Origin of the sequence: Rhodococcus oxybenzonivorans, from assembly GCF_003130705.1 — a bacterium.
In the GTDB taxonomy this organism is placed as follows: domain Bacteria; phylum Actinomycetota; class Actinomycetes; order Mycobacteriales; family Mycobacteriaceae; genus Rhodococcus_F; species Rhodococcus_F oxybenzonivorans.
This window is the reverse complement of sequence record NZ_CP021354.1, coordinates 361,096-385,360: the sequence shown is the minus strand read 5'-3', so window position 1 is coordinate 385,360 and position 24,265 is coordinate 361,096. Positions and strand designations below refer to the sequence as shown.

The 24,265-nt window shown below is 66.3% G+C and carries 27 protein-coding genes; 14 read left to right on the top strand and 13 right to left on the bottom strand.

Annotated elements, in window-relative coordinates; all coding sequences use genetic code 11:
- Nucleotides 1–14: 14 nt before the first annotated feature.
- Together CBI38_RS01940 and CBI38_RS01935 are read right to left on the bottom strand one after the other, a co-directional pair.
- Nucleotides 15–605, bottom strand: a complete 591-nt coding sequence (locus CBI38_RS01940) for a dihydrofolate reductase family protein (protein WP_109334798.1) — start codon at nucleotides 603–605, stop codon at nucleotides 15–17.
- 118 nt (nucleotides 606–723) lie between these two features.
- Nucleotides 724–1,032: a type VII secretion target gene (locus tag CBI38_RS01935; RefSeq protein WP_109325938.1), complete on the bottom strand. Its 309-nt coding sequence runs from the start codon at nucleotides 1,030–1,032 to the stop codon at nucleotides 724–726.
- Nucleotides 1,033–1,112: 80 nt separating this feature from the next.
- On the opposite strand from CBI38_RS01935, the gene CBI38_RS01930 reads away from it, so the two are divergent.
- From CBI38_RS01930 to CBI38_RS01900, 7 genes are all read left to right on the top strand, one after another.
- The gene (locus CBI38_RS01930; protein WP_230990055.1) at nucleotides 1,113–2,753 is read left to right on the top strand and encodes an alpha/beta hydrolase; all 1,641 of its coding nucleotides are present in this window, start codon (nucleotides 1,113–1,115) and stop codon (nucleotides 2,751–2,753) included.
- Between the two features lie 104 nt (nucleotides 2,754–2,857).
- On the top strand, nucleotides 2,858–3,343 hold the full coding sequence (locus CBI38_RS01925; RefSeq protein WP_109325933.1) for an LppA family lipoprotein: 486 nt from the start codon (nucleotides 2,858–2,860) through the stop codon (nucleotides 3,341–3,343).
- Between the two features lie 103 nt (nucleotides 3,344–3,446).
- Nucleotides 3,447–4,214, top strand: coding sequence for an SDR family NAD(P)-dependent oxidoreductase (locus CBI38_RS01920; RefSeq protein ID WP_109325932.1), 768 nt, complete (start codon nucleotides 3,447–3,449; stop codon nucleotides 4,212–4,214).
- Between the two features lie 86 nt (nucleotides 4,215–4,300).
- Nucleotides 4,301–4,930 (top strand): class I SAM-dependent methyltransferase, encoded by a 630-nt coding sequence (locus tag CBI38_RS01915; RefSeq protein ID WP_109325931.1) that lies wholly within the window; start codon nucleotides 4,301–4,303, stop codon nucleotides 4,928–4,930.
- A gap of 62 nt (nucleotides 4,931–4,992) precedes the next feature.
- Nucleotides 4,993–5,319 carry a hypothetical protein gene (locus CBI38_RS01910; RefSeq protein ID WP_230990054.1) on the top strand — a complete coding sequence of 109 codons (327 nt, stop codon included), beginning with the start codon at nucleotides 4,993–4,995 and terminating at the stop codon, nucleotides 5,317–5,319.
- A complete protein-coding gene (locus tag CBI38_RS01905; RefSeq protein WP_109325929.1) occupies nucleotides 5,316–7,601 on the top strand; it encodes a TPR repeat domain-containing protein in 2,286 nt (761 codons plus the stop codon). The genes CBI38_RS01910 and CBI38_RS01905 overlap by 4 nt, the downstream gene beginning before the upstream one ends.
- A gap of 112 nt (nucleotides 7,602–7,713) precedes the next feature.
- On the top strand, nucleotides 7,714–8,394 hold the full coding sequence (locus tag CBI38_RS01900) for a hypothetical protein (protein ID WP_204164864.1): 681 nt from the start codon (nucleotides 7,714–7,716) through the stop codon (nucleotides 8,392–8,394).
- 40 nt (nucleotides 8,395–8,434) lie between these two features.
- Here the strand turns inward: CBI38_RS01900 and CBI38_RS01895 are convergent, their stop codons facing one another.
- Both CBI38_RS01895 and CBI38_RS01890 read right to left on the bottom strand, forming a co-directional pair.
- Nucleotides 8,435–9,109 (bottom strand): YoaK family protein, encoded by a 675-nt coding sequence (locus CBI38_RS01895; protein ID WP_109325927.1) that lies wholly within the window; start codon nucleotides 9,107–9,109, stop codon nucleotides 8,435–8,437.
- 37 nt (nucleotides 9,110–9,146) lie between these two features.
- Nucleotides 9,147–10,703 carry a TM0106 family RecB-like putative nuclease gene (locus CBI38_RS01890; protein WP_109325926.1) on the bottom strand — a complete coding sequence of 519 codons (1,557 nt, stop codon included), beginning with the start codon at nucleotides 10,701–10,703 and terminating at the stop codon, nucleotides 9,147–9,149.
- A gap of 162 nt (nucleotides 10,704–10,865) precedes the next feature.
- Here CBI38_RS01890 and CBI38_RS01885 point away from each other — a divergent pair, with 162 nt between their 5' ends.
- From CBI38_RS01885 to CBI38_RS01865, 5 genes are read left to right on the top strand one after another with little or no spacing between them, the layout of a single operon-like run.
- Nucleotides 10,866–11,519, top strand: coding sequence for a DUF6474 family protein (locus CBI38_RS01885; protein WP_109325925.1), 654 nt, complete (start codon nucleotides 10,866–10,868; stop codon nucleotides 11,517–11,519).
- Nucleotides 11,520–11,538: 19 nt separating this feature from the next.
- Nucleotides 11,539–12,057: a hypothetical protein gene (locus tag CBI38_RS01880; RefSeq protein WP_109325921.1), complete on the top strand. Its 519-nt coding sequence runs from the start codon at nucleotides 11,539–11,541 to the stop codon at nucleotides 12,055–12,057.
- Nucleotides 12,058–12,102: 45 nt separating this feature from the next.
- Complete coding sequence (locus tag CBI38_RS01875; protein WP_109325920.1) at nucleotides 12,103–12,768, top strand: YcnI family copper-binding membrane protein; 666 nt, start codon at nucleotides 12,103–12,105, stop codon at nucleotides 12,766–12,768.
- On the top strand, nucleotides 12,765–13,298 hold the full coding sequence (locus CBI38_RS01870; protein ID WP_109325919.1) for a copper resistance CopC family protein: 534 nt from the start codon (nucleotides 12,765–12,767) through the stop codon (nucleotides 13,296–13,298). Before CBI38_RS01875 ends, CBI38_RS01870 begins: the two co-directional genes overlap by 4 nt.
- 5 nt (nucleotides 13,299–13,303) lie before the next feature.
- Entirely contained in the window at nucleotides 13,304–14,242 is a 939-nt protein-coding gene (locus CBI38_RS01865) for a CopD family protein (protein ID WP_109334797.1), read from the top strand.
- Nucleotides 14,243–14,277: 35 nt separating this feature from the next.
- Here the strand turns inward: CBI38_RS01865 and CBI38_RS01860 are convergent, their stop codons facing one another.
- Both CBI38_RS01860 and CBI38_RS01855 read right to left on the bottom strand, forming a co-directional pair.
- Entirely contained in the window at nucleotides 14,278–15,195 is a 918-nt protein-coding gene (locus tag CBI38_RS01860) for an NADP-dependent oxidoreductase (RefSeq protein WP_162603310.1), read from the bottom strand.
- A 112-nt stretch (nucleotides 15,196–15,307) separates the two neighbouring features.
- Nucleotides 15,308–15,952 (bottom strand): UdgX family uracil-DNA binding protein, encoded by a 645-nt coding sequence (locus CBI38_RS01855; protein WP_109325916.1) that lies wholly within the window; start codon nucleotides 15,950–15,952, stop codon nucleotides 15,308–15,310.
- A 102-nt stretch (nucleotides 15,953–16,054) separates the two neighbouring features.
- On the opposite strand from CBI38_RS01855, the gene CBI38_RS01850 reads away from it, so the two are divergent.
- Together CBI38_RS01850 and CBI38_RS01845 are read left to right on the top strand one after the other, a co-directional pair.
- Nucleotides 16,055–16,420: a RidA family protein gene (locus CBI38_RS01850; protein WP_109325915.1), complete on the top strand. Its 366-nt coding sequence runs from the start codon at nucleotides 16,055–16,057 to the stop codon at nucleotides 16,418–16,420.
- 139 nt (nucleotides 16,421–16,559) lie between these two features.
- The gene (locus CBI38_RS01845; RefSeq protein ID WP_109325913.1) at nucleotides 16,560–17,087 is read left to right on the top strand and encodes a MarR family winged helix-turn-helix transcriptional regulator; all 528 of its coding nucleotides are present in this window, start codon (nucleotides 16,560–16,562) and stop codon (nucleotides 17,085–17,087) included.
- Between the two features lie 36 nt (nucleotides 17,088–17,123).
- Here CBI38_RS01845 and CBI38_RS01840 read toward each other — a convergent pair whose 3' ends face one another.
- From CBI38_RS01840 to CBI38_RS01810, 7 genes are all read right to left on the bottom strand, one after another.
- Nucleotides 17,124–17,789: a TetR/AcrR family transcriptional regulator gene (locus CBI38_RS01840; RefSeq protein ID WP_230990052.1), complete on the bottom strand. Its 666-nt coding sequence runs from the start codon at nucleotides 17,787–17,789 to the stop codon at nucleotides 17,124–17,126.
- A gap of 42 nt (nucleotides 17,790–17,831) precedes the next feature.
- Nucleotides 17,832–18,863: an aromatic ring-hydroxylating oxygenase subunit alpha gene (locus tag CBI38_RS01835; RefSeq protein WP_109325912.1), complete on the bottom strand. Its 1,032-nt coding sequence runs from the start codon at nucleotides 18,861–18,863 to the stop codon at nucleotides 17,832–17,834.
- A gap of 2 nt (nucleotides 18,864–18,865) precedes the next feature.
- Nucleotides 18,866–19,081 (bottom strand): recombinase-like helix-turn-helix domain-containing protein, encoded by a 216-nt coding sequence (locus tag CBI38_RS01830; protein ID WP_109325911.1) that lies wholly within the window; start codon nucleotides 19,079–19,081, stop codon nucleotides 18,866–18,868.
- A gap of 12 nt (nucleotides 19,082–19,093) precedes the next feature.
- Nucleotides 19,094–20,053: a PDR/VanB family oxidoreductase gene (locus tag CBI38_RS01825; protein ID WP_204164863.1), complete on the bottom strand. Its 960-nt coding sequence runs from the start codon at nucleotides 20,051–20,053 to the stop codon at nucleotides 19,094–19,096.
- A 141-nt stretch (nucleotides 20,054–20,194) separates the two neighbouring features.
- The gene (locus CBI38_RS01820; protein WP_109325910.1) at nucleotides 20,195–22,336 is read right to left on the bottom strand and encodes a catalase; all 2,142 of its coding nucleotides are present in this window, start codon (nucleotides 22,334–22,336) and stop codon (nucleotides 20,195–20,197) included.
- 132 nt (nucleotides 22,337–22,468) lie between these two features.
- Nucleotides 22,469–23,203, bottom strand: a complete 735-nt coding sequence (locus tag CBI38_RS01815) for an oxygen-binding di-iron domain-containing protein (RefSeq protein WP_109325909.1) — start codon at nucleotides 23,201–23,203, stop codon at nucleotides 22,469–22,471.
- A gap of 110 nt (nucleotides 23,204–23,313) precedes the next feature.
- The gene (locus tag CBI38_RS01810; protein WP_109325908.1) at nucleotides 23,314–24,255 is read right to left on the bottom strand and encodes an ABC transporter substrate-binding protein; all 942 of its coding nucleotides are present in this window, start codon (nucleotides 24,253–24,255) and stop codon (nucleotides 23,314–23,316) included.
- Nucleotides 24,256–24,265: the final 10 nt, after the last annotated feature.

Below are 24,265 nucleotides of genomic sequence, written 5' to 3'. Positions count from 1 at the left end.
GACAACCTACCCGCCTACTCCACAGGCCGGTAGGTGCACACGTGTACGCCCGTATTGCTCGTGACCGAGGAGACCAGCTCGAGAGTCCGGAGCCCGCCGTTCTCGGGGAAGATCGACTTGCCGCCGCCGAGGATCACCGGCTCGATCATGAGCCGTAGTTCGTCGAACAGGCCCTCGCTCAGGAGGGTCCGCGCCAGTGTGGCGCTTCCCATCACCAGCAGCGAGCCGTCACCGCTCTCCCGCAGCTTCCGGATTTCTGCGACAGCCTCGCCACCGGGAATGCGGGTGGTGTTCTCCCAGTTCAGTTCGTCGTCGCCGAGTGTCGAGGACACCACATACTTCGGGATGGCGTTCATCTGGTCGGCGAACGGGTCGCCTGCTCGCTCCGGCCACGCCGCGGCCATCGTCTGCCACGTGCGCCGCCCGAACAGCAACGCCTTTGCCCCGCTCAACGCGTCGTCGAAAGCGGTGCCCATCGCCTCCGGATCGAAGAACGGATGCGACCAGCCGCCGTGGGCGAAACCACCGTCGGTGTCCTCCTCCGGGCCGCCGGGCGCCTGCACGACACCGTCCAAACTGATGAAGTCCATGATCACAACGCGCACGGGACTCACTCCTCTTTTTCGTTACGGGGATGACGAAGGGATAGACCATCGAGCCGTTCGAAACTCATCGCGCCCGCTGTAACCACGAACAGAACGGTGTCCGGGCTTTTCTCCGCACTCAGGGGAGGAGGCGCGACACTGCGTCGGTAATGGCCCTGTCCTGCCCGTCATAGCGAGCGGCTGTACCGGCGAGGTTGTCGGCAATTCTGGCGAGGTCGCCGAAAAGCGCCTCTCGCCGCGTATCGAGATAAGCGCAGAACTGCGGGAAAGCCGCCCGCGACGTGGCAGCCCACGCCGCAGATGATCGGGCGATCACCCCGTCGATGGCCGCGAGCGCCGTATTCGCCTCCGTGAACACCCCCTCCATCTGCCCTGCTACGACACGCAGTTCCACGACATCGACGTTCACAGTTTGCCACTCCCCCACGACATCCCCCTTTACGAATCCGGCCGTGCTCCGCTACCTTACGTGCACAGTGGCACCCGGGGGGGACCGTGGATCTGAAGATGATTCGTGAGTGGGACACCGTCGCGCTCGAACAGTTGGAACAGGCTCTGTCGGCACGCATCACCGCCATCGACGACGTGCGGCGGCGGATTACCGAACTCGGTGATCTGCGCGGTTGGGAGGGCGAAGCCGCGCAGGCAGCACGACGTGCTTTTCAGGTGGTAGTGCAGGACCTCGCCGACGAGAGTGCGGTGATCGGCGCGGTCCGGCGGGTCACGGCGGACACGTTCGACGCTGTTCTGCACGTCCAACTCGAGGTCGCCGCGCTGATGACTACGGCGGACGACAATGCGTTCGTTGTGTCCGATGCCGGTGCGGTCACCGATGCGCCGAATTCTTCCGAACGGCGGCAGCACGAGTTCGCGGTCCGGGATGCCCTCGAGTCGAGTGCGCGAGCGCTGATCCTCGAGGCCGAGGACATCGACGCCGACGCAGCCCACGTGCTCACACACGCGATGAGCAGTGGCTTCGGAGATCGGGGCGCCGGAGACTTCGAAGCAGCCGATCAGCAGGGCAGACTGCCTGCCCCGGCGCCACCGCAGAACGCCTCCCCGCTGGAGAACCGGAAGTATTGGGACGCAATGCCGGAGTCGCAACGCAGGGAAATACTCGAGCGCCATCCCGAGTGGGTCGGAAGCAGTGACGGCCTCCCCTCTGCGGCGCGGCATCAGGCGAACCTCAACCAGTTCGACGACGAGCGGGTCCGGCTGACAGCCGAACGCGACCGGCTGCAGTCGATTATCGACGACGCTCCGTTCGGCGGTGCATTCACCAATGCTGATGCGGCGCTGTGGTACACCGAACAAAAGATGAAAGATCTGCGCACACTCGAGCAGGTCGTCGCGAAGAATCCGGACGGCCGGCTGATGCTGCTCGACCTGAAATCTGGAGAGCGAGGCATGGCGGCCTTCGCGGTGGGTGACCCCGATACCGCCGAGCACATCTCGGTGACGGCGCCCGGACTGAACACCACCATCGTCGACTCGTTCGAGGGAATGGTCGGCGAGGCACGTTCGTTGGGAGACACCAGCGTCGAGCAGTTGCGTCTTCAGGGCCGGGGAGACGAGACGGTCGCGACGATCGCGTGGTTGGGATACGAGCCGCCGCAGACAATGGGACCGGGGACTTTCGACACGGTTCGAGGCGTGCTGGACGTGACACAGAGCGACCGGGCCGCTGCCGGAGCGGTCAAGCTCGCCGCCTTCTACGAAGGGGTGAATGTTGCGTCTCGGCAATCGGATCCGCATCTCACCGCATTGGGACATTCGTATGGTTCCTACACGACTGGCCTGGCACTCCAGGATCCCAGCCCCGGCCAGCCGGTCGATGACGCAGTGTTCTACGGATCTCCTGGCGTCAACGCCGACGACGAGTCCGACCTCGGGTTGCGCGACGGGCACGGATACGTGATGGAAGCCGCCGACGACCGATTCGTCACCGAGGTAGGCAAGACACACAGGTTCGGCCCCGATCCGGGCACAGTGAGTTTCGAACAACTCTCGGTCGACGAGGGCATGAGCCCGGACGGGATTTTTCGCGACGGCGCACTGGGGCACAGCGGGTATCCGCACCGGGGAACCATGTCGGAGTACAACATGTCGGCAATCGTGGCCGGGCTGCCAGAGAGGGTGGTTCGGTGATTGCCGACCGCCGTCGCCCGGCTCACCGGGCCGCCGCAATTGCCGTGGGGATTTTTCTGACGGCCGTCACAGGAGGTGCTGCCGTCACAGGATTGGGGAGTGCAATGACAGACAACCCGTACAACGGCACTGCCGCCGACATTGCGGCCGCCGAGGGGCGGATGCGCCAGTGGTCTCCGCTAGAGGACGCGGAAGCGACGGTCGCGAGCGTGGCGCACCAGATCGCTGACGCCGCCGCAACCATCGTGCCCACGCTTCGCTGGGTATCGGCGGGCGACCGGACTCAGGGAAGCTGCTCAGTGCCGTTTGCGAGTACCGCCGGGATGTCGGTCTTTCTTCCCGACATGTATTCGACGAGTCCCATCCCCGACGCCGAGTGGCCCGCAGTGCTCCGGGCGGCTCGAGACATTGCGACGGCACACGGATTCGCGCACATCGAGGTACGGGCAGATCGACCGGGAGACCACAACGTGCGACTCCACAGCGGTGACGGCAACGAGATTCGTCTCGGCACAGCGCGAGCCGCACTGGTCAGCGGTCGAACAGGGTGCCGCTACCTGCGAGCGGACTTCGGGAATTCCACGGAGTAGCCGGTCGGGCACACCTTGCCTCTGCTGCCATGAGCTGGCCGCGTTATGGTGCAGGTCACCAGGGTTGACCAACTCGGGTCAGCCGGAGAAAAGGATTCGAACAGTGGAAATTCAGGGAACCGCCGCATTGGTCACGGGAGCAGCGTCGGGCCTCGGTGCCGCCACCGCCAAGCGTCTCGTCGACGCCGGAGCCACCGTCTTCGGACTGGACCTGCAGCAGTCCATCGAGCGCGCCGGCGACACCGTCCCGGAAGGCGTGACCCTCCTCGCCACCGACGTCACCAGCGGCGACGAGGTCCAGGCCGCAGTCGCGAAGATCGTCGAATCGGGGCTGCCGCTGCGCATCGTGGTCAACTGTGCCGGTGTCGGATGGGCCGGGCGCATCCTGTCGAAGAAGGGCCCCCACGACCTCGAACTGTTCCGCACGGTCATCACCGTCAACCTGCTCGGCACGTTCAACGTCATGCGACTGGCCGCCGACGCCATCTCCAAGACCGACACCGTCGACGAGTCCGGGCAGCGCGGCGTCATCATCAACACCGCGTCCGTCGCCGCGTTCGAAGGCCAGATCGGCCAGATTGCCTACTCCGCTTCCAAGGGTGGCGTGCACGGCATGACCGTCCCCGCCGCCCGCGACCTCGCCCAGTTCGGCATCCGCGTCAACACCATCGCCCCCGGCATCATCGACACCCCGATGCTCGCCGGCGTCACCGACGAGTATCGCAAGGGACTCGAGGCCGGGGTCCCGTTCCCCTCCCGCCTCGGCCAGCCCGCCGAATACGCGCAGCTCGCTCAGATGATTGTCGAACACGACTACCTCAACGGTGAGACCATTCGTATGGATGGCGCGCTGCGCATGGCCCCGCGGTAGGCGGCTCCGCCGCCCGTGCGCGGTTAACGAGTCTCTGGACTCTTCACCCGCGCACGGGGCGCGAAGCGCCCTGATGGGAGGACGGCATGGGTTTCTACATTGATCGGATCGTTCCGCGGCTCGTCGACATCAGCTGTGGATTGAAATTCACGGAGCCGACGCGCCGACGGGTCTGCGCCGGACTGCACGGGCGCGTTGTGGAGATCGGCTTCGGCTCCGGCCTCAACGTCCCGTTCTATCCACCGGATCTCGATTCCGTGAGCGCCGTCGAACCAGCCGATCTCGGCTGGAAGCTGGCCGCGAAAAGGCTGAGCGTGTCCCCGGTAACTGTGGACCGCGCCGGTGTGGACGGTCAGTCGCTCCCGTTCCTGGACAACAGCTTCGACAGTGCATTGTCCACCTGGACGATGTGCACCATTCCCGATATCGACGCCGCACTGCGTGAGGTGCGCCGAGTGCTGAGGCCGGGCGGAACCCTGCATTTCGTCGAGCACGGCCTCGCCCCTGACGCCGGGGTCCAGAAATGGCAGCACCGGCTGGAGCCCATCCAGAAGACCGTGGCCGGTGGTTGCCACCTCACCCGCGACATCCCTGCCCTGCTCACCGACGCCGGTTTCGACATTCGGGAACTCGACGTCTTCTACGAAAAATCCACTCCCAAGGTGGTCGGCGCCTACTCCCTCGGGTACGCGGCCGCACCGCCCGCTAGGCTCTAGCGCTGACGGTGGGGGGAGCCGGCCGAAGTGGCCGGCAGTCGAAGGGGGCCTTTGCGGGGACGTTGAAAGCTGATCTGGACCAGCTCGAAAAGCTGGGAGCAGTATTGCGCGGCCTGGCCGGGGAGGCGGGCAGTTTACGAGTCGGCCCCGCGGCAGGCCCTTTCATGTCGAGCCCGGGCGGCGTCATGTCTTCCGTCCTCGAGGCGTGCAGCATCTCGGGTGATCTCATCGACGGATCCCTCGTCCCCGCTCTCGTCGAGCGGCTCGGCGAAACCGGTGACGTGATGATCAACGTCGCCCGGGAATACCGGGATCAGGACGACGCGTCCGCCGACCGATTCGTCGCTGCGTACACAGACGCCACAGGTGACTGGAACGCTGAAGGATGACCGTCACCCGCACGCAGCTCGAATCGTGGGATCCGTCGCTGCTGACCGAGGTCGGTGGCGCGTGGATTGCGCTCGGCGTCAAGGTCGAGGACCTGTTCGGCCGTTACGTCGACGGCGTCACGAAGGTGAACGACTCATACTGGGAGGGCAAAACCGCAGAGGCCGCCCAGGGTCGGGCGAATGCCGACAAGAAGACCGCCCTCGCCCTCGTCGATCACCTCGAGGCGCTCGCCAACCGGGCGAAGCAGGGTTTCCACGAAGTGGATGCGCCATTGCAACGCGCCCGGATGGCGATCGTCGGCGCAGAAGCAGCCCAATTCCGCGTATCCGAGGACTTGGTCGTGACGGATCCGGTCAATTCCGAGGCGGACGCCGCTCGAGCGAACGACATGGCCGCCTGGCAGCGCGACCTGTCCGACGCAGCGACAGCGACAGTGAATGCCGATAGGACTGTCCGGGACGCCCTGAACACGGCACGTGACGGCCTGCGAGCGGCCTTCACGTCCGCCGCCGCGCTCGGTGCAGACCAGGGTCGCACCGATGCGGCCGACCTCGTGTCCGACCCGGGCGGGTTTACCCCGGAGCAGGTCCGGAGGCTGGGCGAGGCGGGTGCCCTGACGCCCGCACAGCTCGATGCAGTGAACAGCGGAAATGCCGCTACCATCCCCGCGTCCCAGATGGAGTACCTGAACCAGGTGAGCCGGTCGCTCGACGGGAAAAGTCCGCAAGAGATCCAACAGATCATGGAGAAGCTGCCGCCCGACGCCCAACGCTCCCTCGCAAACTCGCTCCAGCTCATCTCGAACGAGAAAGTCACCGCCACCGTCACCGGCGACTCCGAGGTGCCGACCAAGGGCGGAGGAGCCCTGCTGCCGGACAAGATGCGGGAATCGCTCACCCGGGACGACCTCGTCATCCGCGACTTCAAGATGGTGGGCTCCTCGGGCGCCTCCAGCGTCGAACTGAACGGTGTCGCGGACAATCAGGCCATCGCGAAGGTCGTCGAGGCCGGTGATCCGCAGTACCAGGTCGGCAGCGGCCTCGATCAGCACCTACTCGACGTAGGTCGCCAGTACCTCGACGCCCAGGTCGCGCACGAACAGAACCCCAATCACAAGTTCGAGTACTTCACCGTCGACGGCCGCGGCACCGAGAACACGGCCATCACCGAAGGTATCTTCGCGGCCGTCGCGGACGACAAGATCGCCGTCGAGAATGCGGTCACTCATCCCGACACCGGCCAAGGACTGGTTCGCGATGTGCTGGTTCACAATTGGTCCGACAACGGGCAGGCAGCCTCGACGCTCTTCGAGTTCAGGGCCGGTGATGCAACCGTCGAAGACACGAACAACCCGGCGGACGTCGCCGCCGCCACCCGCACCGGCAGCATCATGTCGGCCGTCGCGGAAAACATGAGCACCGACTGGGACACGCTGAGGAACATTCCCGGTACCGAAGGCCAATCCGTCGGGCAGGTCAACCCGGACCTGCTTCGGACCGTGTCCCACAGCATGAGCCCGTATGTCGGAGACCTCGCCGGTGCCGGGAGGCCCGAGACCCCCGGATTCGATATCGGCACCTGGGCAGATCCCGCCGACAACAACCACTTCGGCGGCTCGTCGAACGTTTTCGCGGTCCTCAACACCGACCCGGAAGCAGGAACACATTTCACCCAGTCGTCGATGCAGGAAATCCTCGCCGCAGAGGGCCGGTACGCGCACGACCCCTCGGCGCCCCTCTCCGGTGGCGACCTCTCCACAGCGGGTCGAATCCACGGCCTCATGGACAGAGGACTACTCCTCTCGACCGAGGACAGCTACAGCGACAAAGCCGAACAGGCGCAAGCCATTTACGACCGCAAAGCAGCGGCGTACGGCGCCCTGACGAGCCTCGGTGGCCAAGGAATAGACAGACTCCCGGGCGGTGAATACATCAACACCATGATCGACGCGGGCGGCGACCCTCTGAAGGACGCCATCATCGGCAAGGCACCGGGTCCGGCACCGTCAGTCGCCCTCGAAGCCCCCGACTTCTACCGCGATTACTACAACATTCTCCAAGCCGCACCCGTTCTTCCCGAATCGTTCCCCCAGAAGTATCCGTGGGCATTCGACGGGTCGGGCAATCTCCTTTCCTGGGATGACGTGCAGTCGAATCCCGATATGGCTCCGCGAATGAAAGATGGTTACCAGACCATGTTCAACCAGCTCGGAGACCCCGCCGATGGGAACGGGCAGCGCATCCGAAACGGCTACGACGACGTGGTGCGCAATGACGGCTGACAGGGGCGCACGAGTCACGTGTTGGGCCGCGGCGACGCTGATACTCGCATCAGGATGCGGGACGAACCCGCGCAATAAACCGGCACCGGCACCAAGCGTGCAAGACGGAGAAGTGCTGTATTCCCACGTTTGGTCAGCGGATCCGGGAGTTGATCTGTTCAGCCGGGGTGTCGAATTGGTACGAGCGAGCTTCGAGGCCGGCGAGTACACGGCGTTCGTGGGTCTGGAGAATTCGTATCCCGGATTCGGCGGCGCGGTGCGCGGTGAGGCCAATCACGGCGATCCCGACATCGAGTACTTCATGACCTCGCTGGAGGTCCAGACCGATACGCAGGCTCCGGGAACAAACTTCGCGCACATCACTGACTATGGGTCCACCGAGACTTCGGTAGCGGCAACGGTCTGCCATTACTACCTTTTCCCGGAAGACGATACGACGAATATTTCGCTCAATCCGCTCAGCATGGCGTTCCGTATCGAACTGGAGCGAGCCGGGGTGGACGCCGGGCCGGCTGGCATCCCCGATACCGACCCCGCCCGGAAGGACCCGCGCGCACACCGAGTACCGACTTGGAATGTGTTCGGCGATTGGAAGATCACCAGGCTTCACTACCTGCGCCCGTTGAACGGGGACGTCATCCCTCAGGGCTGCACCGACTGGTGGCGGCAGCAGTTTCCGAACTTCAGCCCGAACGCGGGCGGCAACCTCGTGCCCCCACCCGGATTCGAACCTCCCACCATGCCGGTCGCCGTGCAGTATCCGGAGTGGATCGGGCCCGCGACGCCGGAGTAGGCGACGTCACCGCCCGGGAGTGCAGGTACTCGACATCCGCTCACAGTCGGCGGCGTCGACGGTCGTCGATGTAGAACAGCACGAGTGCCCCGCACAGAAGGGCGGCTGGGATCCAGGCGGCGGCTCCGCCGAAGTAGCGGGTGGCGAACGCCCCGAGGACGGCTCCACCGGCGAAGCTGCCGACGATGGCGGCGTACACCCGTGTGTGCTGGCGCGATTCGGGGACCTTCTCGATGTATCCGGCGTACGCCGACTCGGTGAAGCGCATGAGGTTGCCCGTGGTGGCGACAGCGATGTACGACAGCGAACCGATGGTGCGGAACAGACCGAACTGCATGGCCGCCACGAAGGAGATGGGTACGGTCACCGCCGCGTTGGGGACCTTCGCGGGAATGAACGCGACCGCGACGAGGACGACGATTTGCGCGACCATGGCAATCCGGATGGGGTGGTCGAAGACGCTGTGGGCGAGTTCGCCTTTGAGTAGGTGGGCGAATGCGACACCGACGATGAACGCGAGGATCGGCCACAGGTGTGCCCGTGCGGCGTGGAAGTGCCTCTCCGACAGGTCGATGGCCATGAGGATGACGTTGCCGGTCTGGGCGTTCGCGAAAACTCCGCCGCGGCTGATGTAGGTGTAGGCGTCGAGGAAGCCGCCGGCGGCGGTGAGCAGCAGAGCGAACCGCAGCGTCGTGGATGTCTTCGGCACTTCCACCTGACCACCCCTACCGAATCGGCCCCTGCCTTGCAGCCTAGAGGTCGGACGCGAGCGGGATCTCCGACTCCGCTCGATCCGACATCCACTCGCGCAGCACTTTCGTGGCGATCACATCGTCTTCGTTGTATTGCAGGAGTCGCTCACGCTGGGTGAGGTCGGGTTCACCGTCGTAGCCGACGGCTTCGCGGTACCAACTCATCGAGGCCTCACCACCGGCGTCGGCGTCACGCCACCTGAAACCTGCGACAGGAGCGATCTTCTTCAGTCCTTTGCCGCCCGGGCAGATGAATTGATCGCTGACCGCTTGGTAGATGTCGACCCATTGTGGGCTGTCGATGAACTCGCGGATTTCGGCCTCGGTGGGGATGCCCGGGACTCCGGCGAATCGGCGGGCCGAATCGAGCAACCACTTGTCCTCGGCCGCACGTGAGTAGCAGTAGGCGGCGAACGTCTTGCCGCTCAGGGCCGCGGCCTCCCGTTCGGCCATCAGCCACGTCCAGAACTCGGCGAACGACCGCGCCTCGTCCTGTGTCGGTACGGGGTCCCAGCTGACGAACGGTCGATACACCGACACCCCGTCCATATTGAGCAACGTTCCCCACAGGTAGGCACCGTGTTCCTGGTAGCTCTCCATGTCGACGTCGATCTCGATGTCGGCGCGGGTCACCCGGATCTGCGGAAAGCGCCGAACCAGTGGCGCACCCGCCAGCCAGGCTTTTGCCGTCACCACCGCGTCCTCGAACGCACCGTGCGGCCAGTCCTCGAGAGGTTCGCGGTCCCAGGCGGCAAGGTCGTCGATGGTGTGACAACCGGCCTCGCGCAGCATGTCGGCCCGCGACCCGGTGGCCACCAGGCTCACGTCGTGCGTCAGCGTCAACTGTTCTTCGCAACCGGGCCACCAGGGGCACGACCGGCATTCGCCGATCCGAGACGGCACCGTCGCCGATTCCCCCCGCGCCACGGACAGTCGGTCGGCGAAGCGCTCGTCGTAGTCGGCGAGGATGGTGCTGAGATCGTGCACGAAGATCACGTCGGAGCCGTATCCGATCGCCCCGGCCAGGCGGGCCGGACTGGCCAACCCGTGCCGCTCGAGCATCCGGTACACCTGTGCCACACGCATCTGGTCGCGGACCTGACTGCGGGGCTTCCTGGTCGGATCCTCACGCGGCTCCCACTCGAACATGCCGGACGTCGTCGCGCCCCGACCGGGATCCGTGACCTTGTGGTTGACGACGATCACGGGGATGTACCCGCCGCGGTCCGCGTCCCGGATGAGAATCTCGCAACGGGCTTTGCGGCCGGTGTCCCGTTCGAGCGGCAGCACGGCGCCCCAGATCCGGTCCGCGCCTGCCCTGCACGCGGCCACCGTGTCTTCGGCACGAGTGCGCATGCTGCCTTCGGCGTCGATCACTACCCACCGCTCGGGATCGTATTCGACGAGAAGCCGACGAATGTCTTCGCGGCGGGCGGCGGCCGCATCCTGCCGCTGACGGACGCCGATGTCCTCCGGCGCAGCAGCCAGGGCGGCGGGGAAGGCGGCGTCGAGATGCACACGGTGACGGCACCGCGTCAGTGCGCTGGCATCGATCACCGGCCCGGGCACCTGTCCGGGAGAGGCGCCGGGTTCTGTTTGCTGACCGATATGGGAACACACGATGACGAAGATTATGTGCTCCCCTAGGCTGATCCCGAAGCACCGGATGCAGTTGGTAGCGTGGGCTGCGCAGAAACACCAGGAAAAGGGGTCTTTTCGATGGGGTTGTTGAAGAAACGTAAGTCCCGAGCCACCCGTAAGGCAGAAGCTAAGGCACTCAAGCACAAGGCGGGAGTGGAAGCGAAGCTGAAGGCACGCAACGAACGCAGGCGGGACAAGGCCGCGTTCAAGTCCGCGCGCAAGCTCGAAGCTGCCGAACTGAAATCACAGAAGAAGATCGAGAAGGCTCAAATCGCTACCCTCAAAGCTCAGGAGAAGGCGGCCGCCCAGAAGGGCTTCACCGTGGCCTCCGTTCGCAAGTATCTCGGTGTCGCGCGACTCCTCACGCCCGTGCTGCTCCCCATCGTCTACCGCGCCGCAACCGTCGTGCGCGGCCAGATCGACGCCAGGCGCGCCGATCGAATGGGCGTCGGCATCGACCAACTCGCCAACTACACGGGTCACGGTGCCAAGCTCAGCGCCCGCATCGCCGGTGCCGAAAGCTCCACTACCGAGATTCTCGGTCAGAAGCCTGACGACGCCGAGACGCAGAAGTTCGCCGGCGCAATCCGCGAACGCCTCGGCGATCTGAATACCGCCGTCCGCGCGGCGGAGCAAATGCCCCAGGCGCGCCGGAAGGCCGCTCACCAGGCCATCTCGTCCGAACTCGACGGTGTCGAAGCGGATCTCCTCGCCCGCCTCGGCGTGCGCTGACCGACTTCGACGCACTTTCATGTCCCCCGCCCGCTCCGACGCGACCGCCACCCTCAGAGGCGCGGCCGTCGGTGCGCTTTCGGCCGGTCTCGCGGTCGCGGCGCACGGCGCGGGTGGGGGCGGATTTCCCGCATCGGCAGCACTGACGTTGCTGCTCCTCGCCTGTAGCGGCGTGGGCGCGATCACCGCGAACCTGCCGCCGCGTTTCCACAGCAGCTCGGCCCTTCTCGGCGCGCTCGGTTTCGGACAGGTCGCCGGCCACCTCACGCTCGCAGCCACAGCACACGTGCACGCAGTTCTCCCCGCTGCACCGATGCTGCTGGCGCACGCAGCCGCCACCGTCGTCTGCGCGTTGCTCATTGCCAGCGCCGAACGGCTCTACCGTTCGCTGGTCCACGTATGGCGGGTGGTGTTACGCGGGGAGCCTCGACCCGTCGCGGTCGCTGCTGCGCTCCCTCACCCCGTCCCCCGCAGAAACCCCGTCGACGCACTACTCCGAGCGAGCATCTCCCGTCGCGGTCCCCCTGTTCTGGTCTGAACCTTCATCTCACTTCGCCTTCAGACCAGTAAGGACCTTGTTTCGATGAACTCCCTAGTTTCGCGTGCCCTTTTCACCGCCGGCGCCGCCGGTGGTGCCATGTTGCTCACGGCCGGTGTTGCCGCCGCACACGTGACGGTCGCGGCTCCAGGCGCCGAGCAGGGCGGCTACTCCGTCCTGACGTTCCGGGTGCCTACCGAATCCGAAACGGCTTCCACCACCGCGCTCACTGTGACACTTCCGGGCCTCAAATCCGCTCGCACCGAACCGCTGCCGGGCTGGACGGCCGTCGTCGCCAAGGACCCGGGTTCCAAGCTCGCGACCTCGGTGACGTGGACGGCCGATCCCGGTGTCGGGGTGGCACCCGGCCAGTTCCAGCAATTCGTGCTGTCGGCCGGACCGCTGCCCGAACAGGACGAGGTGTCGTTCCCGGCAGCACAGACCTACAGCGACGGCAACGTCGTCAACTGGGATCAGCCCGCCGGCCCGGATGGTGCCGAACCGGACAAGCCGGCACCCACGCTCACCCTCGCGGCCTCCAGCGGGGAAGACGGCAGCCACGACGCCGTGTCCTCGTCGGGTGACGACCACGAGTTGGCGGCCCAGGGAACCGACGACACCGCCCGTTGGTTGGGTGGTGTCGGGCTCGTCCTCGGCGCGCTCGGTGCGGCCCTCGGTCTCGGCGCACTGGTTCGAAGTCGTCGCTCATGAAGGCGCGCGCAACGCTCACCTCGATGAAGGTGATCGCCGTCGGACTGCTGGCGATGTTGGCGAGCATGATCGGTGTCGGCTCCGCCACCGCCCATTCGGTGGTACTCAGTTCCAACCCGGAGAACGGTGCACAGATCGCGGCAGCGCCCGAACGGGTGAGTGTCACGTTCAACGAGGCGCTGCAGGAGTCGTTCGCGTCGCTCACCGTGGTGGGCCCCGACGGCAACCTGTGGACCAAGGGCGACCCCTCGGTCGAAGGGGCCACCGTGAGCGCGGAGCTCGGTGAACTGGGCCAGGCCGGTGACTACACCATCGCCTTCCGCGTCACCTCCGCCGACGGACATCCGGTGAGCGGAACCCGAACATTCACGCTCACCCAGGCGGGGTCGGGCACACCGGGCGCCGCCGCCGACAGTTCAGGTGATTCGGGCTCCGGAGGCATCCCGTTGTGGCCGTTCGTCGCCGCGGGTGTGCTCGTGTTCGGTGCCGGGCTGTGGTTCGCGCTCCGCACACCGCGCGAGCGGAACTGAGCACGGTGGGCACGGCGCGGCAGTGGTGGCTGCTGTTCGCCGTGCCCACCTCGCTCGTGGGTGTTGCCGGTGGGTGGGCGCTGGCTCGACCGGAAGACCCCAGCCCGTCGAGCGCTGTCCGGGCTCTGTGCTTGATCCTGGGGTCGGTGGTCCTGGGACTGGCCGCACTCGGGTGGTGGGGCCGGACCGACAGCCGACCCCTCGTGCAGGACGCCAACCTGTGGCGACTGTTGACGGCCGTGGCCGGATCGTGGATGGCCGCCGAGGCGGTCGTGTTCGCCATGACGGCGGCGGAAGCCGACGCCCTCCCGCTGTCCGGGTTGACGGTCGGCCGGTTCGGTGCCTACGTCACCGACATCAGCGCCGGACGTATCGACCTCGCCGTCTTCGCGTGCACGGCCGCAGTCACCGCATGGTCGCTGTTCGCGTTTCGGCATCCCGGGGCTCGTCTTCCCGTTGCGGTCGCTGTCCTGACGGCCTTCGCCATCGTCGCGCGCCCGGTCACCGGGCACATGTCGCAGCAGGTCCTCGGTTCGGTACTCGACGCCGTTCACGCCCTGGCAGCCGCCACCTGGTTCGGCCTGCTGACCGCCATGGCATTGACGCTGCGCTCACGGGGTGACTGGTCGAGGTGGCTGCCCCGGTACTCGGACGGCGCGGTGTGGTGCGTGTGTCTGCTCACCCTGACCGGTGTCGTGGACGCGGCTGTCCGGTTGGGCGGGGTGTCGGCCCTGACCGACACCGGCTACGGTCGCATCGTGGTCGCCAAGGCCGTGGTGCTCGCGGCACTGCTCGCACTGGGGTGGTGGTGGCGCCGCACCTGGGTGGGCCGAGCCGCCGCGCATCGGATGAGCGCAGACGACTCCTTGCGGCGCGCCGCAGTCGAGGTGGTGGCGATGGCGGTGGCCTTCGGTCTCGCTGCCGCCCTCGCCACCACTGCCTGACCCCCCCCCTGTGAGTACTTATTAACAACCCGTTGTTAATAAGTACTCACAGGGGTCAGAACGAGCTTCCCCCGGCTGCCGCCCTTCTCACCCTCACGATGGGCGTCCGCAGCACTGGCGAGGGCAAAGGTGCGGGCGGGTGGCAGTGCCAGTGCTCCGTCCGCGGCCGCACTACCGAGGCGTCGCAGGATTTCGGCGCTCCAGTCGTCGGAGGTGCCGGAGGAGAAGGTGATACCGAGCTCGAAGGCCGCCCCGTCGGACAACGTCACGATCCGCTCGGTACCGCCGCGCAGCTCGACTGCGGCCGGCAGCCCCCCGACTCCGGCATCGAGGACGGCGTCGACACCTTGCGGTGCGAGTTCGCGCACCCGCTGGGCCAAGCCGTCACCGTAGGTCGTCGGGACGACGTCCAGTGCTCGGAGTGCGTCATGGTGGCGTTCGCTGGCGGTGCCGATCACCGTGACTCCTCGTTGCCGAGCCAATTGCACGGCCAGGGTTCCGACTGTTCCCGACGCCCCGTTCACCAGAAGTGTCTCACCCTCACGCAGGTCGAGTAGTCGCAGTCCGCGATCGGCGGCTTCCCCGGCCACGGGAATCGTGACGGCGTCCGTCCAGCTCAATTCGCGCGGTTTAGGAACGATGACGGTGGCGAGCACGTAGTCGGCGTAACCGTCGGTGTCGGACCAGCCGAACATTTCGTCCCCGACCACAGCCCCGGTCGCAGACGGACCGACGGCATCGACGACGCCGGCCACCTCACTGCCTGGAATTTTCGGGAACTGCACCGACATCACCTCGGCCATCGAACCCGACCGCACCTTCCAGTCGATCGGGTTCACCCCGGCGGCGCGGACAGCGAGGCGCACCTGATTCCCCGTGGGTTCCGGAACGGGAACATCGACCACTTCGAGTACGTCGGGACCACCGTAGGAGGAGTAGGAGACGGCCTTCATGGTCTGATTCGGATTCGTCATAACCACCATGTTGTCTCGCGGGGCGGTCGCTCGCCTACCCCTGTGAGTACTTATCGACAACGGGTTGTTAATAAGTACTCACCGCAGGGCCTCACAGGGCAAGGGCTGCCTTCTTCAAGTCCTCGACGAGTCCGGAGAACGCCTCGTCCCGATCCGGTCCGCGCAGGACGGCGGACGGGTGGATGGTGACGAAGACGTCGGGATCGCCGGCGACGTCCACTTCACCGTCGAGATGCAGCCGCTCCCCGCGATGCGTGGTGAGCCGGAACGACGGTCCGAGCAGCGCCTGGGCGGCGGTGGCGCCGAGGCACACCAGGACATCGGGCTGTACCGCGTGCAGCTCGGCGACGAGCCACGGCCTGCACGCCACGATCTCGGTGCGGTTCGGCTTCTTGTGGATGCGGCGCTGACCGCGTTCGGCGGGTACGTACTTGAAGTGCTTGACCGCGTTGGTGACGTAGGTGAGATCCCGGTCGATGCCCGCCGCTTCGAGGGCCTTGTTCAGCAGCTTGCCCGCGGGCCCGACGAACGGTTGCCCCGCGCGGTCCTCCTGATCACCCGGTTGTTCGCCGATGAGCATCATCCGGGCGGAGCGCTTGCCGGCGCCGAAGACGGTTTGCTCGGCGTCGCGGTAGAGATCGCAGCCGCGGCATCCGCCGGCGGCGTCCGACAACGCGTCTAGGTCGACGGTGTCGGGCACGAACGGCGCTGCCGACTGTTTCGTGGCTCGTGGCATGCGGGTCGAGTACCCGCAGGAGGGGTCTTCATTCGCCGGACCTGCCAATTAGTTTAGCGCTAAGATATACTGAGTCGACGCCTACTTCGAAAGCGAGTCCCCATGTCCATGACTGAAGTCTCCGCCCATCACCCCTACAGCCCGGCCGTGGTCGCCGGAGGGTTGGCCTTCGTTTCGGGTGCCCTGTCCGTCGACGCCGAGGGCGTTGCCGTACCCGGGCGCACCGAAGCTCTCGACGCCGCCGTGGACCGGATGGTCGATCGCCTCGCCACCGTGGGTGGTCAGCTTCAGGACGTCGTGAAGCTGACCTACTACGTCACCGACCTGACCCTGCGTGAAGAGGCCAACCGGCAGTTCGAGCGCATCTTCGACGAGCCGCGCCCAGCCCGCACCTTCCTCGAGGTGAGTAGCCTCCCGTACGGCGCGATCGCGGAGATCGACGCCGTCGCCGCAGTCGGTGGCCGCTGAGCCACTCCCCCGACCAGACGACCGCGGGTCCCCGTCCTCGACACACCGGACGGGGACCCGCGGCGCGTCCCCTCCTCCCGACAATCCGATACCTTGGGACTCAACAGTTCAGGACCCACAAAGTTCAGGAGGCGCCCCGGTGACGCAACGCCCGGTTCCCGACCGTGACGCCGTCGACGACATCGTCGATCAGTGGGCGCACCAGTGGCCTGAGCTGGATGTGAGTCCACTGAAGGTTCTGGGCCGCTTGCACCGTTCGTACCTGCGTTACCAGGCCTCGCTGGCTGTCGTGTTCGAAGAGCACGGCATCAACATGGCGTCGTTTGATGTGCTCGCCGCGCTGCGGCGTTCGGGTCCGCCCTACCGGATGACGTCCGGGCAGTTGGCGGAGTCCGCTCTCGTGACCACCGGGGGCGTGACCCTTCGGGTCGACCGGCTGGAGAAGGCGGGTCTCGTCGAGCGTGAGCGGGACGCCGAAGACCGCCGGATCGTGTACGCACAGCTCACCGACGAGGGCCTTCGGGTGATCGAGAAGGTGGCGGAGGCCCACTTCGCGAACGAGGCGCGAATTCTCAGTGGTATGTCCGCGAAGGATCAGGCGTCACTCGCGGAACTGCTCCGCAAACTCGAACATTCGATCGTCGACAACCAGACGCCCCTCACCTAGGGAGACAACCAGACGTCCCTCACCTGGGGACCTGGTTCAGCAGGCCGGCCTCTCGACGAGTTCGGTGTCGCAGTCGAATCCGATGAAGCGTTCGGCTGCCGCCGTCATCTCGACGATGAACCGACGTTGCTCGTCCGGGGAGGCGCCGATCAGGTGGGCGGCTCCCCGCCACTGCGCATCCGACAGCTTGCGGGCGAGCTGGGCGGCCTCGGCGCAGGGCCGTGCGATCCCGGCCTCGTCCAGCCTTTCGATGAAGCGGGTGTACCGGGCCAGGATCCGGGTGTGCGCCTGCGACAGCTGCTCACCGACCACGGGGTCGACGGCCGCCCGCGCTTCGATGACGGTGAAGAGCCGGCCGACGCTGTAGACGGTGTCGATGAATGCGGCAGTGGCCGCGCCCAGGACGGTACGAGGGTCCGCGTCCGGCGGTACCGCGGTGCGCTGCGCTTCGAGGAACTTCTCGAACACGGCGGCGGCCACCGCATGAAATGCGTCCTTCGTGGACCGGAAGTGCCGACGGAAGTCTGTCACCGACCTGCCGGCGTTCTCCGCGATGACCGCCTCCGTGGTCTTGTCGTATCCGAGCTCCGCGAAGCAACGACCCGCCACCTCGATCAACGCACACCGATCCGCAACGCCGTCGTTTTCGTGCACCGCTCGCGCCTCCTCGTACCGGCCGGCTCCCGACGTGTCGGCCGTCACACATTCTTGGTTGACACTTCATTCAAGTCAACCCGCGCGACCTTACGCTCCAGCGAGCGCCTCCGCCTGCGCTGCGGCCTGGCTCCGGTAGAGACGGCGCAGGCGAATGACCCCGAGGTCGTGCTGGTAGAGGTTCTCGGCCTGGTCGGCGTCGGCGGCCATCGCCTCGAGCATGACCCGGTCCTGTTCGAGAACCGCCCAGTGCCGCTCCTCGAGTTTCGTGCGGTAGAGGAAGCGCCAGACGTCGCGCTCCCAGCCCTCCACCCGGCGGTACCGCCAGAAGAAGACGGCGGTGGTCTCGGCGTCGATGGGCGTTCCCATCCCGACGATGCCGAACGATCCGCCGGGGCCTGCGGTGGGCGGGTACGGGATTTCCAGGTCGACCCAGTCGACTCCGGTCCGGCAGAATTCGACCCAGTCGAAGTTCACGCCGCGCTGATCGGTCTTCTCGAAGAAGAACCCGCGATCGGTTTCCCGGATGCGGAACTTGGCGGACGTTTCCCCGCCGAACATCGAATGCGACTCGCGGTGCAGGAACGCGCCGTGCATCGGATCGAGCAGGTTCTCGAGGGTGAAGCGCCAGGGCGCCTTCCATTCGGCGTAGCAGAGGAAACGGGAAATACCGTCGTCCACCAGGCGTTCGGGGAGGTCGAGGGGACCCGGTTCGGCGTCCGGATCCGTGCCGAACCATGCCAGGACTGCGCCGGCCACCTCACGCACCGGGAGGCTGGTGACGAGCCGCTTTCCCTCGAGATTGCACCCGGGCATTCCCGGCACGGACACGACGGTTCCGCCGACGTCGACCTGGACCCCGTGATATTTGCAGGCGACCCGGTCGCCGAGGTGCTGTCCCTGCGACAGCGGCGCTCCGCGGTGCGGGCACCTGTCGGCGAGCATGCGGAGGCTTCCGTCGGACTGACGGAAGAGAAGCCAGTCCTCGCCGAGGCGTCGCACCTTCTTCATGTCGCCGCGCGCGACGAAGTCCGAGGGACAGACCGCGTGCCATTGGTTCCGCATGCCGGTGGCGAAGATCTCGTCGCTGGTCAGTGCCGTCTTGTTCAGTCGATTCACCATGTTCAGGCCGCCATCCGTCGCATCTCGTCTGTGAACGTGTCGGGGGTCCACGGTTCCCCAGTCGGGCTGCAGATACCGAGGTCGTTCAGCCCCTTCACCAATCCCTCGAGGTGGTGCACACCGGTACCGAAGACCTCTTCGATGGCACCGGCAAGCTTGAGCTCGTACGGAGTGGGGCCCGTGGTGCCGGCCTGCCGCGGTTGCAGGTAAAGACTCATGGTTCTTCCCTTCTAGAGGTCCAGCACCAGCTCGTCGGAGCGGGCGCGGGAAACGCAGATCATCATGGTTGTGCCGGACTCCTGCTCGGCGCTCGAGAGCAGCGAGTCACGGTGATCGGGGGTGCCGCACAGGACACGGGTTTCGCAGGTACCGCAGATGCCTTCCCGGCACGAGTTGGGGACGTCGACACCGGCTTCCTCGAGCGCGTCGAGGACGGTCCTGTCGGCGGCGACGGTGGTGGAGATGCCCGACCGCTCGCAGACGACCCGGACCGGCCGGTCACCGGCCAGCGTGTCGGCGGGTATTTCCTTGGCTTTGAAACGTTCGAGCTGAATGGACCCTTCGGGCCACGCGGAGGCGACGTTCTCGATGGCGGCGAGCAGGCCTTCGGGTCCGCACGCGTAGACGAGGGTGTTATCGCGAACCTCGCCGAGGAGAGCGTTCAGGTCGAGGATGCCGTCCACGTCTTCGGTGACGACCTGCACCCGTTCGCCGTGCGCGGACAGTTCGTCGAGGAATGCCATCGACGCGCGGGAGCGTCCGCCGTAGTGCAGTTCCCAGGCGGCGCCCATCCGCGTGGCTTCGCCGATCATTGCGAGGAGCGGTGTGATTCCGATTCCACCGGCGACGAACAGGTAGCGGGGAGAGGGAAGGAATTCGAAGTTGTTTCGCGGTGGGCTCACCGGAACGGTGTCGCCGGGACGCAGCGTCTCGTGAATGTGCCGGGACCCGCCGCGACCGTGTGCCTCGTGCAGGACCGCGACTCGGTATCCGGTCTTGTCGTCGGGATCGCCGCAGAGGGAGTACTGCCGCACGGTGCCGCCGCCCAGGTGCAGATCCAGATGGGCACCCGGGGTCCACTCGTGGACGGCCCCGCCGTCGGGCCGTTCGAGGCGGAGCGAGACGACGCCCGAGGACTCGACCCGCATCTGACGGACCATCATGGGGATGGTGTCTGCGTCTGTTGTCATCGATACTCCTGCACTCGGCATTTCCTTAGTGCTCAATAATTTAGCACTAAGATGTATCGTGCGCCACAGTTGCAGGAATTTCGTTCCTACGAACGAACGGTGACCCGGCCGTAGGGCCGGGTCACCTGGTACTGCTGTCGATCAGACGGTCCGCTCCCACACCCGGTGCGACCGCATCAGCGTCGTCATGCCGTCGAGCAGCCCCTCGGTCTCGTCCGCCACGACGATTCCGGGAGCATCGGCCGAGATGCCGGCGCCGACGAGCAGATCGCGGCCGGCAGGCCACCCGCCGATCGCCTTGCAGTGACGGAATGCCTCGGAGACGAGCACCAGCAACCGAGGATCGGACGGGGATGCGGCGAGGAGGATCGCGTCGAATTCCACCGAACGCATCGTCAGGAACGTGCGCGACACCGGTACCGCCTCCTTCCCCGACCCGAGTTCACCGCCGTGGGGTCCGATGACCAGCGGAACCATCCCGCCCGCATCGATCGTCTTCACGGCTGCGGCCACCTCGGCGAGGTCCGACGTCTCGTCCGCGACGATGCCGATGATCCGGCCGTCGACCGGCCACTCGGCGCCCACCTGGGACAGCGCGGGGCTGACGATCGGCGGCGCCTCGTGGGCGACGGTCGGCTCGGGGGCCGGGAGTCCGAGGCCGGCAGCGACCTCCGCACACAGGCCGGTATCGATCTCGGCGAGAACGCGGAGTGTCCGCTCCTTGATGGCCTGCTCGTAGCACTTCCCCAGTTCGAACGTGTACGCCTGCGCGACGTGGGCGCGTTCGATGTCGGTGAGGCTGGCGTAGAAGAGCCGGGCCTGCGAGAAGTGGTCGTCGTAACTCGCGGGGGCGCCCCGGAGTTTCGTCGACTCCGGCATCGGCACCGGCACCTCGACGAAGGCGCTGGTGTCTGCTCCGGCCAGGAACGGGCATCCCCCGTCGAGCGAATTGGGCCGGTACGGCGCGACCCCGGGGTGCACTCCCGTCTGGTGCATGCCGTCGCGCAGCATGTCGTTGACCTCGGTGTGGGGACGGTTGATCGGTATCTGCCCGAAGTTCGGGCCACCGAGCCGGCTGATCTGTGTATCGAGATACGAGAACAACCGGGCCTGCAGCAGCGGATCGTCGGTCACGTCGATGCCGGGAACGAGGTGGCCGGGATGGAACGCCACCTGCTCCGTCTCGGCGAAGAAGTTGGTCGGGTTCGCCGTCAACGTCATGACGCCGATCGGCTGCACCGGAGCCAATTCTTCCGGCACGATCTTCGTGGGGTCGAGGAGGTCGATTCCATCGAACATCTGGTCGGGAGTGTCCGGGAACGCCTGGATTCCCAGTTCCCACTGCGGGTAGGCACCGGCTTCGATCGCATCGGCCAGATCGCGTCGATGGAAGTCGGGGTCCATGCCGTTGATGATCTGCGCTTCCTCCCAGACCAGCGAGTGCACGCCAAGCTTCGGCTTCCAGTGGAACTTCACCAGAGTGCTTTCGCCGTCTGCATTGATCATGCGGAAGGTGTTGACACCGAAGCCTTCCATCATCCGATACGACCGCGGGATGCCCCGGTCGGACATGTTCCACAGCGTGTGCGCCGTCGCCTCGGTGTGGAGGGACACGAAGTCCCAGAAGGTGTCGTGGGCGCTCTGGGCCTGCGGTATCTCGCGGTCGGGATGCGGTTTGCCGGCGTGAATGATGTCCGGGAACTTGATTCCGTCCTGGATGAAGAAGACCGGAATGTTGTTGCCCACCAGGTCGAAGGTGCCCTCGCTGGTGTAGAACTTGGTGGCGAAACCGCGGGTGTCCCGGACGGCGTCTGCCGAACCACGCGAGCCGAGAACAGTCGAGAACCGGACGAAGACGGGAGTTTCGACGTCTTTGCCGAGGAATGCGGCCTTACTGATCGGCTCGGCGGCGCCGTAGCCGCGGAACACACCGTGCGCAGCAGCGCCCCGGGCGTGGACCACCCGCTCGGGAATCCGTTCGTGATCGAAGTGTGTGATCTTTTCCCGCAGATGGTGATCCTGAAGGAGGGTCGGTCCCCGCTTCCCCGCTTTGAGCGAGTGGTCCGTGTCGTACAGACGCGCCCCCTGCGCGGTCGTGAGGTACTCGCCCTTCTGTCCCCTCGCCGTCTCCGCACCCTTGACGGGCTCACCCGTCGCGGTCCGCAATGCAGGCGACCGCTGATCGGACTTCGGTGGAAGCGGCTCTCTGGGCTCGGTCGGCTCGTCGACCGACGGTGTTCCCGATCCGGGTGTTCCTGGGATCAACGGCTTCTTCTCGGACACGTAAGTTCCCCTTCGCTGTCGCTCGAGCAAGGCCGGTGCCGCATCGCTGTTGTACGGCGCCGCTCTCGATGCAGAGTGCCCAGACGGGAGCCGCGCAACCCATCCGCTGCCCGCGCCCCTAGGACGCGGGGGTCAGTGCCGGCCGGCGTACCGTTCGCGTTCGGCTTCGAACCGTTGCTCGTAGGCGGAAGCGAGGTCGTGCAGCGCCTGGACGCAGTCGCCGGTGAAGGCCGGTGCATGCATAGGTGCCAGGGTTGAGGGTTCGAGGTCCGCCAATGCGCGGATGGTCGGTTCGAGCGCCGGTGTCAGGCACGTCGCCCTCCCGTTGTCCTCACCGTCCAGCGCCGGACCGAGCAACTCCTCTTCGGTCAGGGCGGGATGATGACCGAACGCGGTGAACAAATCTCCACAGAACAGGGTCGACGTCGTCTCCTCGAACATGAGTCCCGCATCCCAACCGTGCGGGACATGCGGGGTGTCGATGTGGCGCACCCGCCGCGTCCCCGTCTCGAGGACGTCGCCGTCGTCGAGGGGCCGAGGCATACGGTCGGCCAGGTCGTTCACCTGCACGAAGCAGCCCATCGCCCCATGTGCGACCTCGGCGTGCGGCGCAACCCCGAGCCACGAGTTCATCGCGCCGCACTCGTCGGCCTCGACGTGGCCGAACGTGATCCATCGCAATCGGTCGAGTGGGATCAGCCGAGCGACCGCCTCGGATGCCGAGGGGAAGAGGAACCGCTGTCCGGTGTGGAAGAGCAGCGGTTCCTCACCGTCGACGAGGAACTGGTTCATGATCAGGTTCGCGTCGTCGATGTACGTCGACATGCGGTAGATGTCGGGTGCGATCTCGGTGATCGTGGTGTCCATGTCCGGCCTCCGCAAGGGTGACGGTGTCCTGGAACACCACCCTCCCCCTCCCCGTCCGCGGAGACAAGGGAACCGCACGAGTCGCGGACCCTTGGCCGCGGGAGCCCCGCCTACACGGCGGCGCGATCGGCGGTGACCAACTCGCCGATCTCCGGTACCACGGCGTCGCGGACCCGGATCGACCGCGGGAGGAGTCCGTTGGCCAGCAGGAGGTCGGCGGCGTGTTGCTGTTCGTCCAGGAATTCGTCGGTCACCGGGTGGATGCCGAAGGGCCGGCCGCGCAGCGCCGCTTCCCAGGCATCGAGACTGGCGGTGCCGCCACGCCGCTCGACGTCGTCGACGAAGAACTGCGCCGCTTCGCGCGTGTGTGCCTCGATCCAGGCGTCCGACTCCTGCAGCGCCTCGACGACGGCCCGCAGCTGCTCGGCGTTGTTTTCCGCGAAGGCGCGGCGGGTGAACCACAGCGAGGGGTGGCTGAAGAGTCCGTCCGTTTCGACGAGCGTGCGCAGTGCGTGCTCGGCTTCGATCTCCGCCAGCCCCGGGTATGCGCCGACCCACGCATCGATGGTTCCGCTGACGAGTTCGCCTCCGCCTCCGCGCACGTCGGTGTCAACGGGAACGATGTCGGACCAGGTGAGCCCGGCCCGGTCGAGCGCGAACAGGAGCAGCGTCGTCTGCCATGAGCCGTGTGCGATGCCGACGCGCTTTCCGCGAAGATCCTCGACGGCGTCGATGCCGGACTCCGCCTTCACGACGAGGCGGCCGTTTTCGACGCGGGGCCCGGAGATGCCGATGTAGACGAGGTCGCGGTCGTGCGCCAGGCCGGTGATCGGCGGGGTGAATCCGGTGCCGATGACGTCGTAGCCGCCGTCCTCGAACAGCCAGTCGGAATGCAGGGTCGGAAGGGCGTTGGTGGGATCGACGGGCGGCTTCGACGGAAGGTTGCGCAGATCCACCCATTCGACGTCGGGTAGCCGACGCTCGAGGATTCCTGTGTGCCGCAGCACGAAAAGCGAGTTATTGTGCGGGAAGTATCCGACACGGACTGTCATGGCCGTTGCC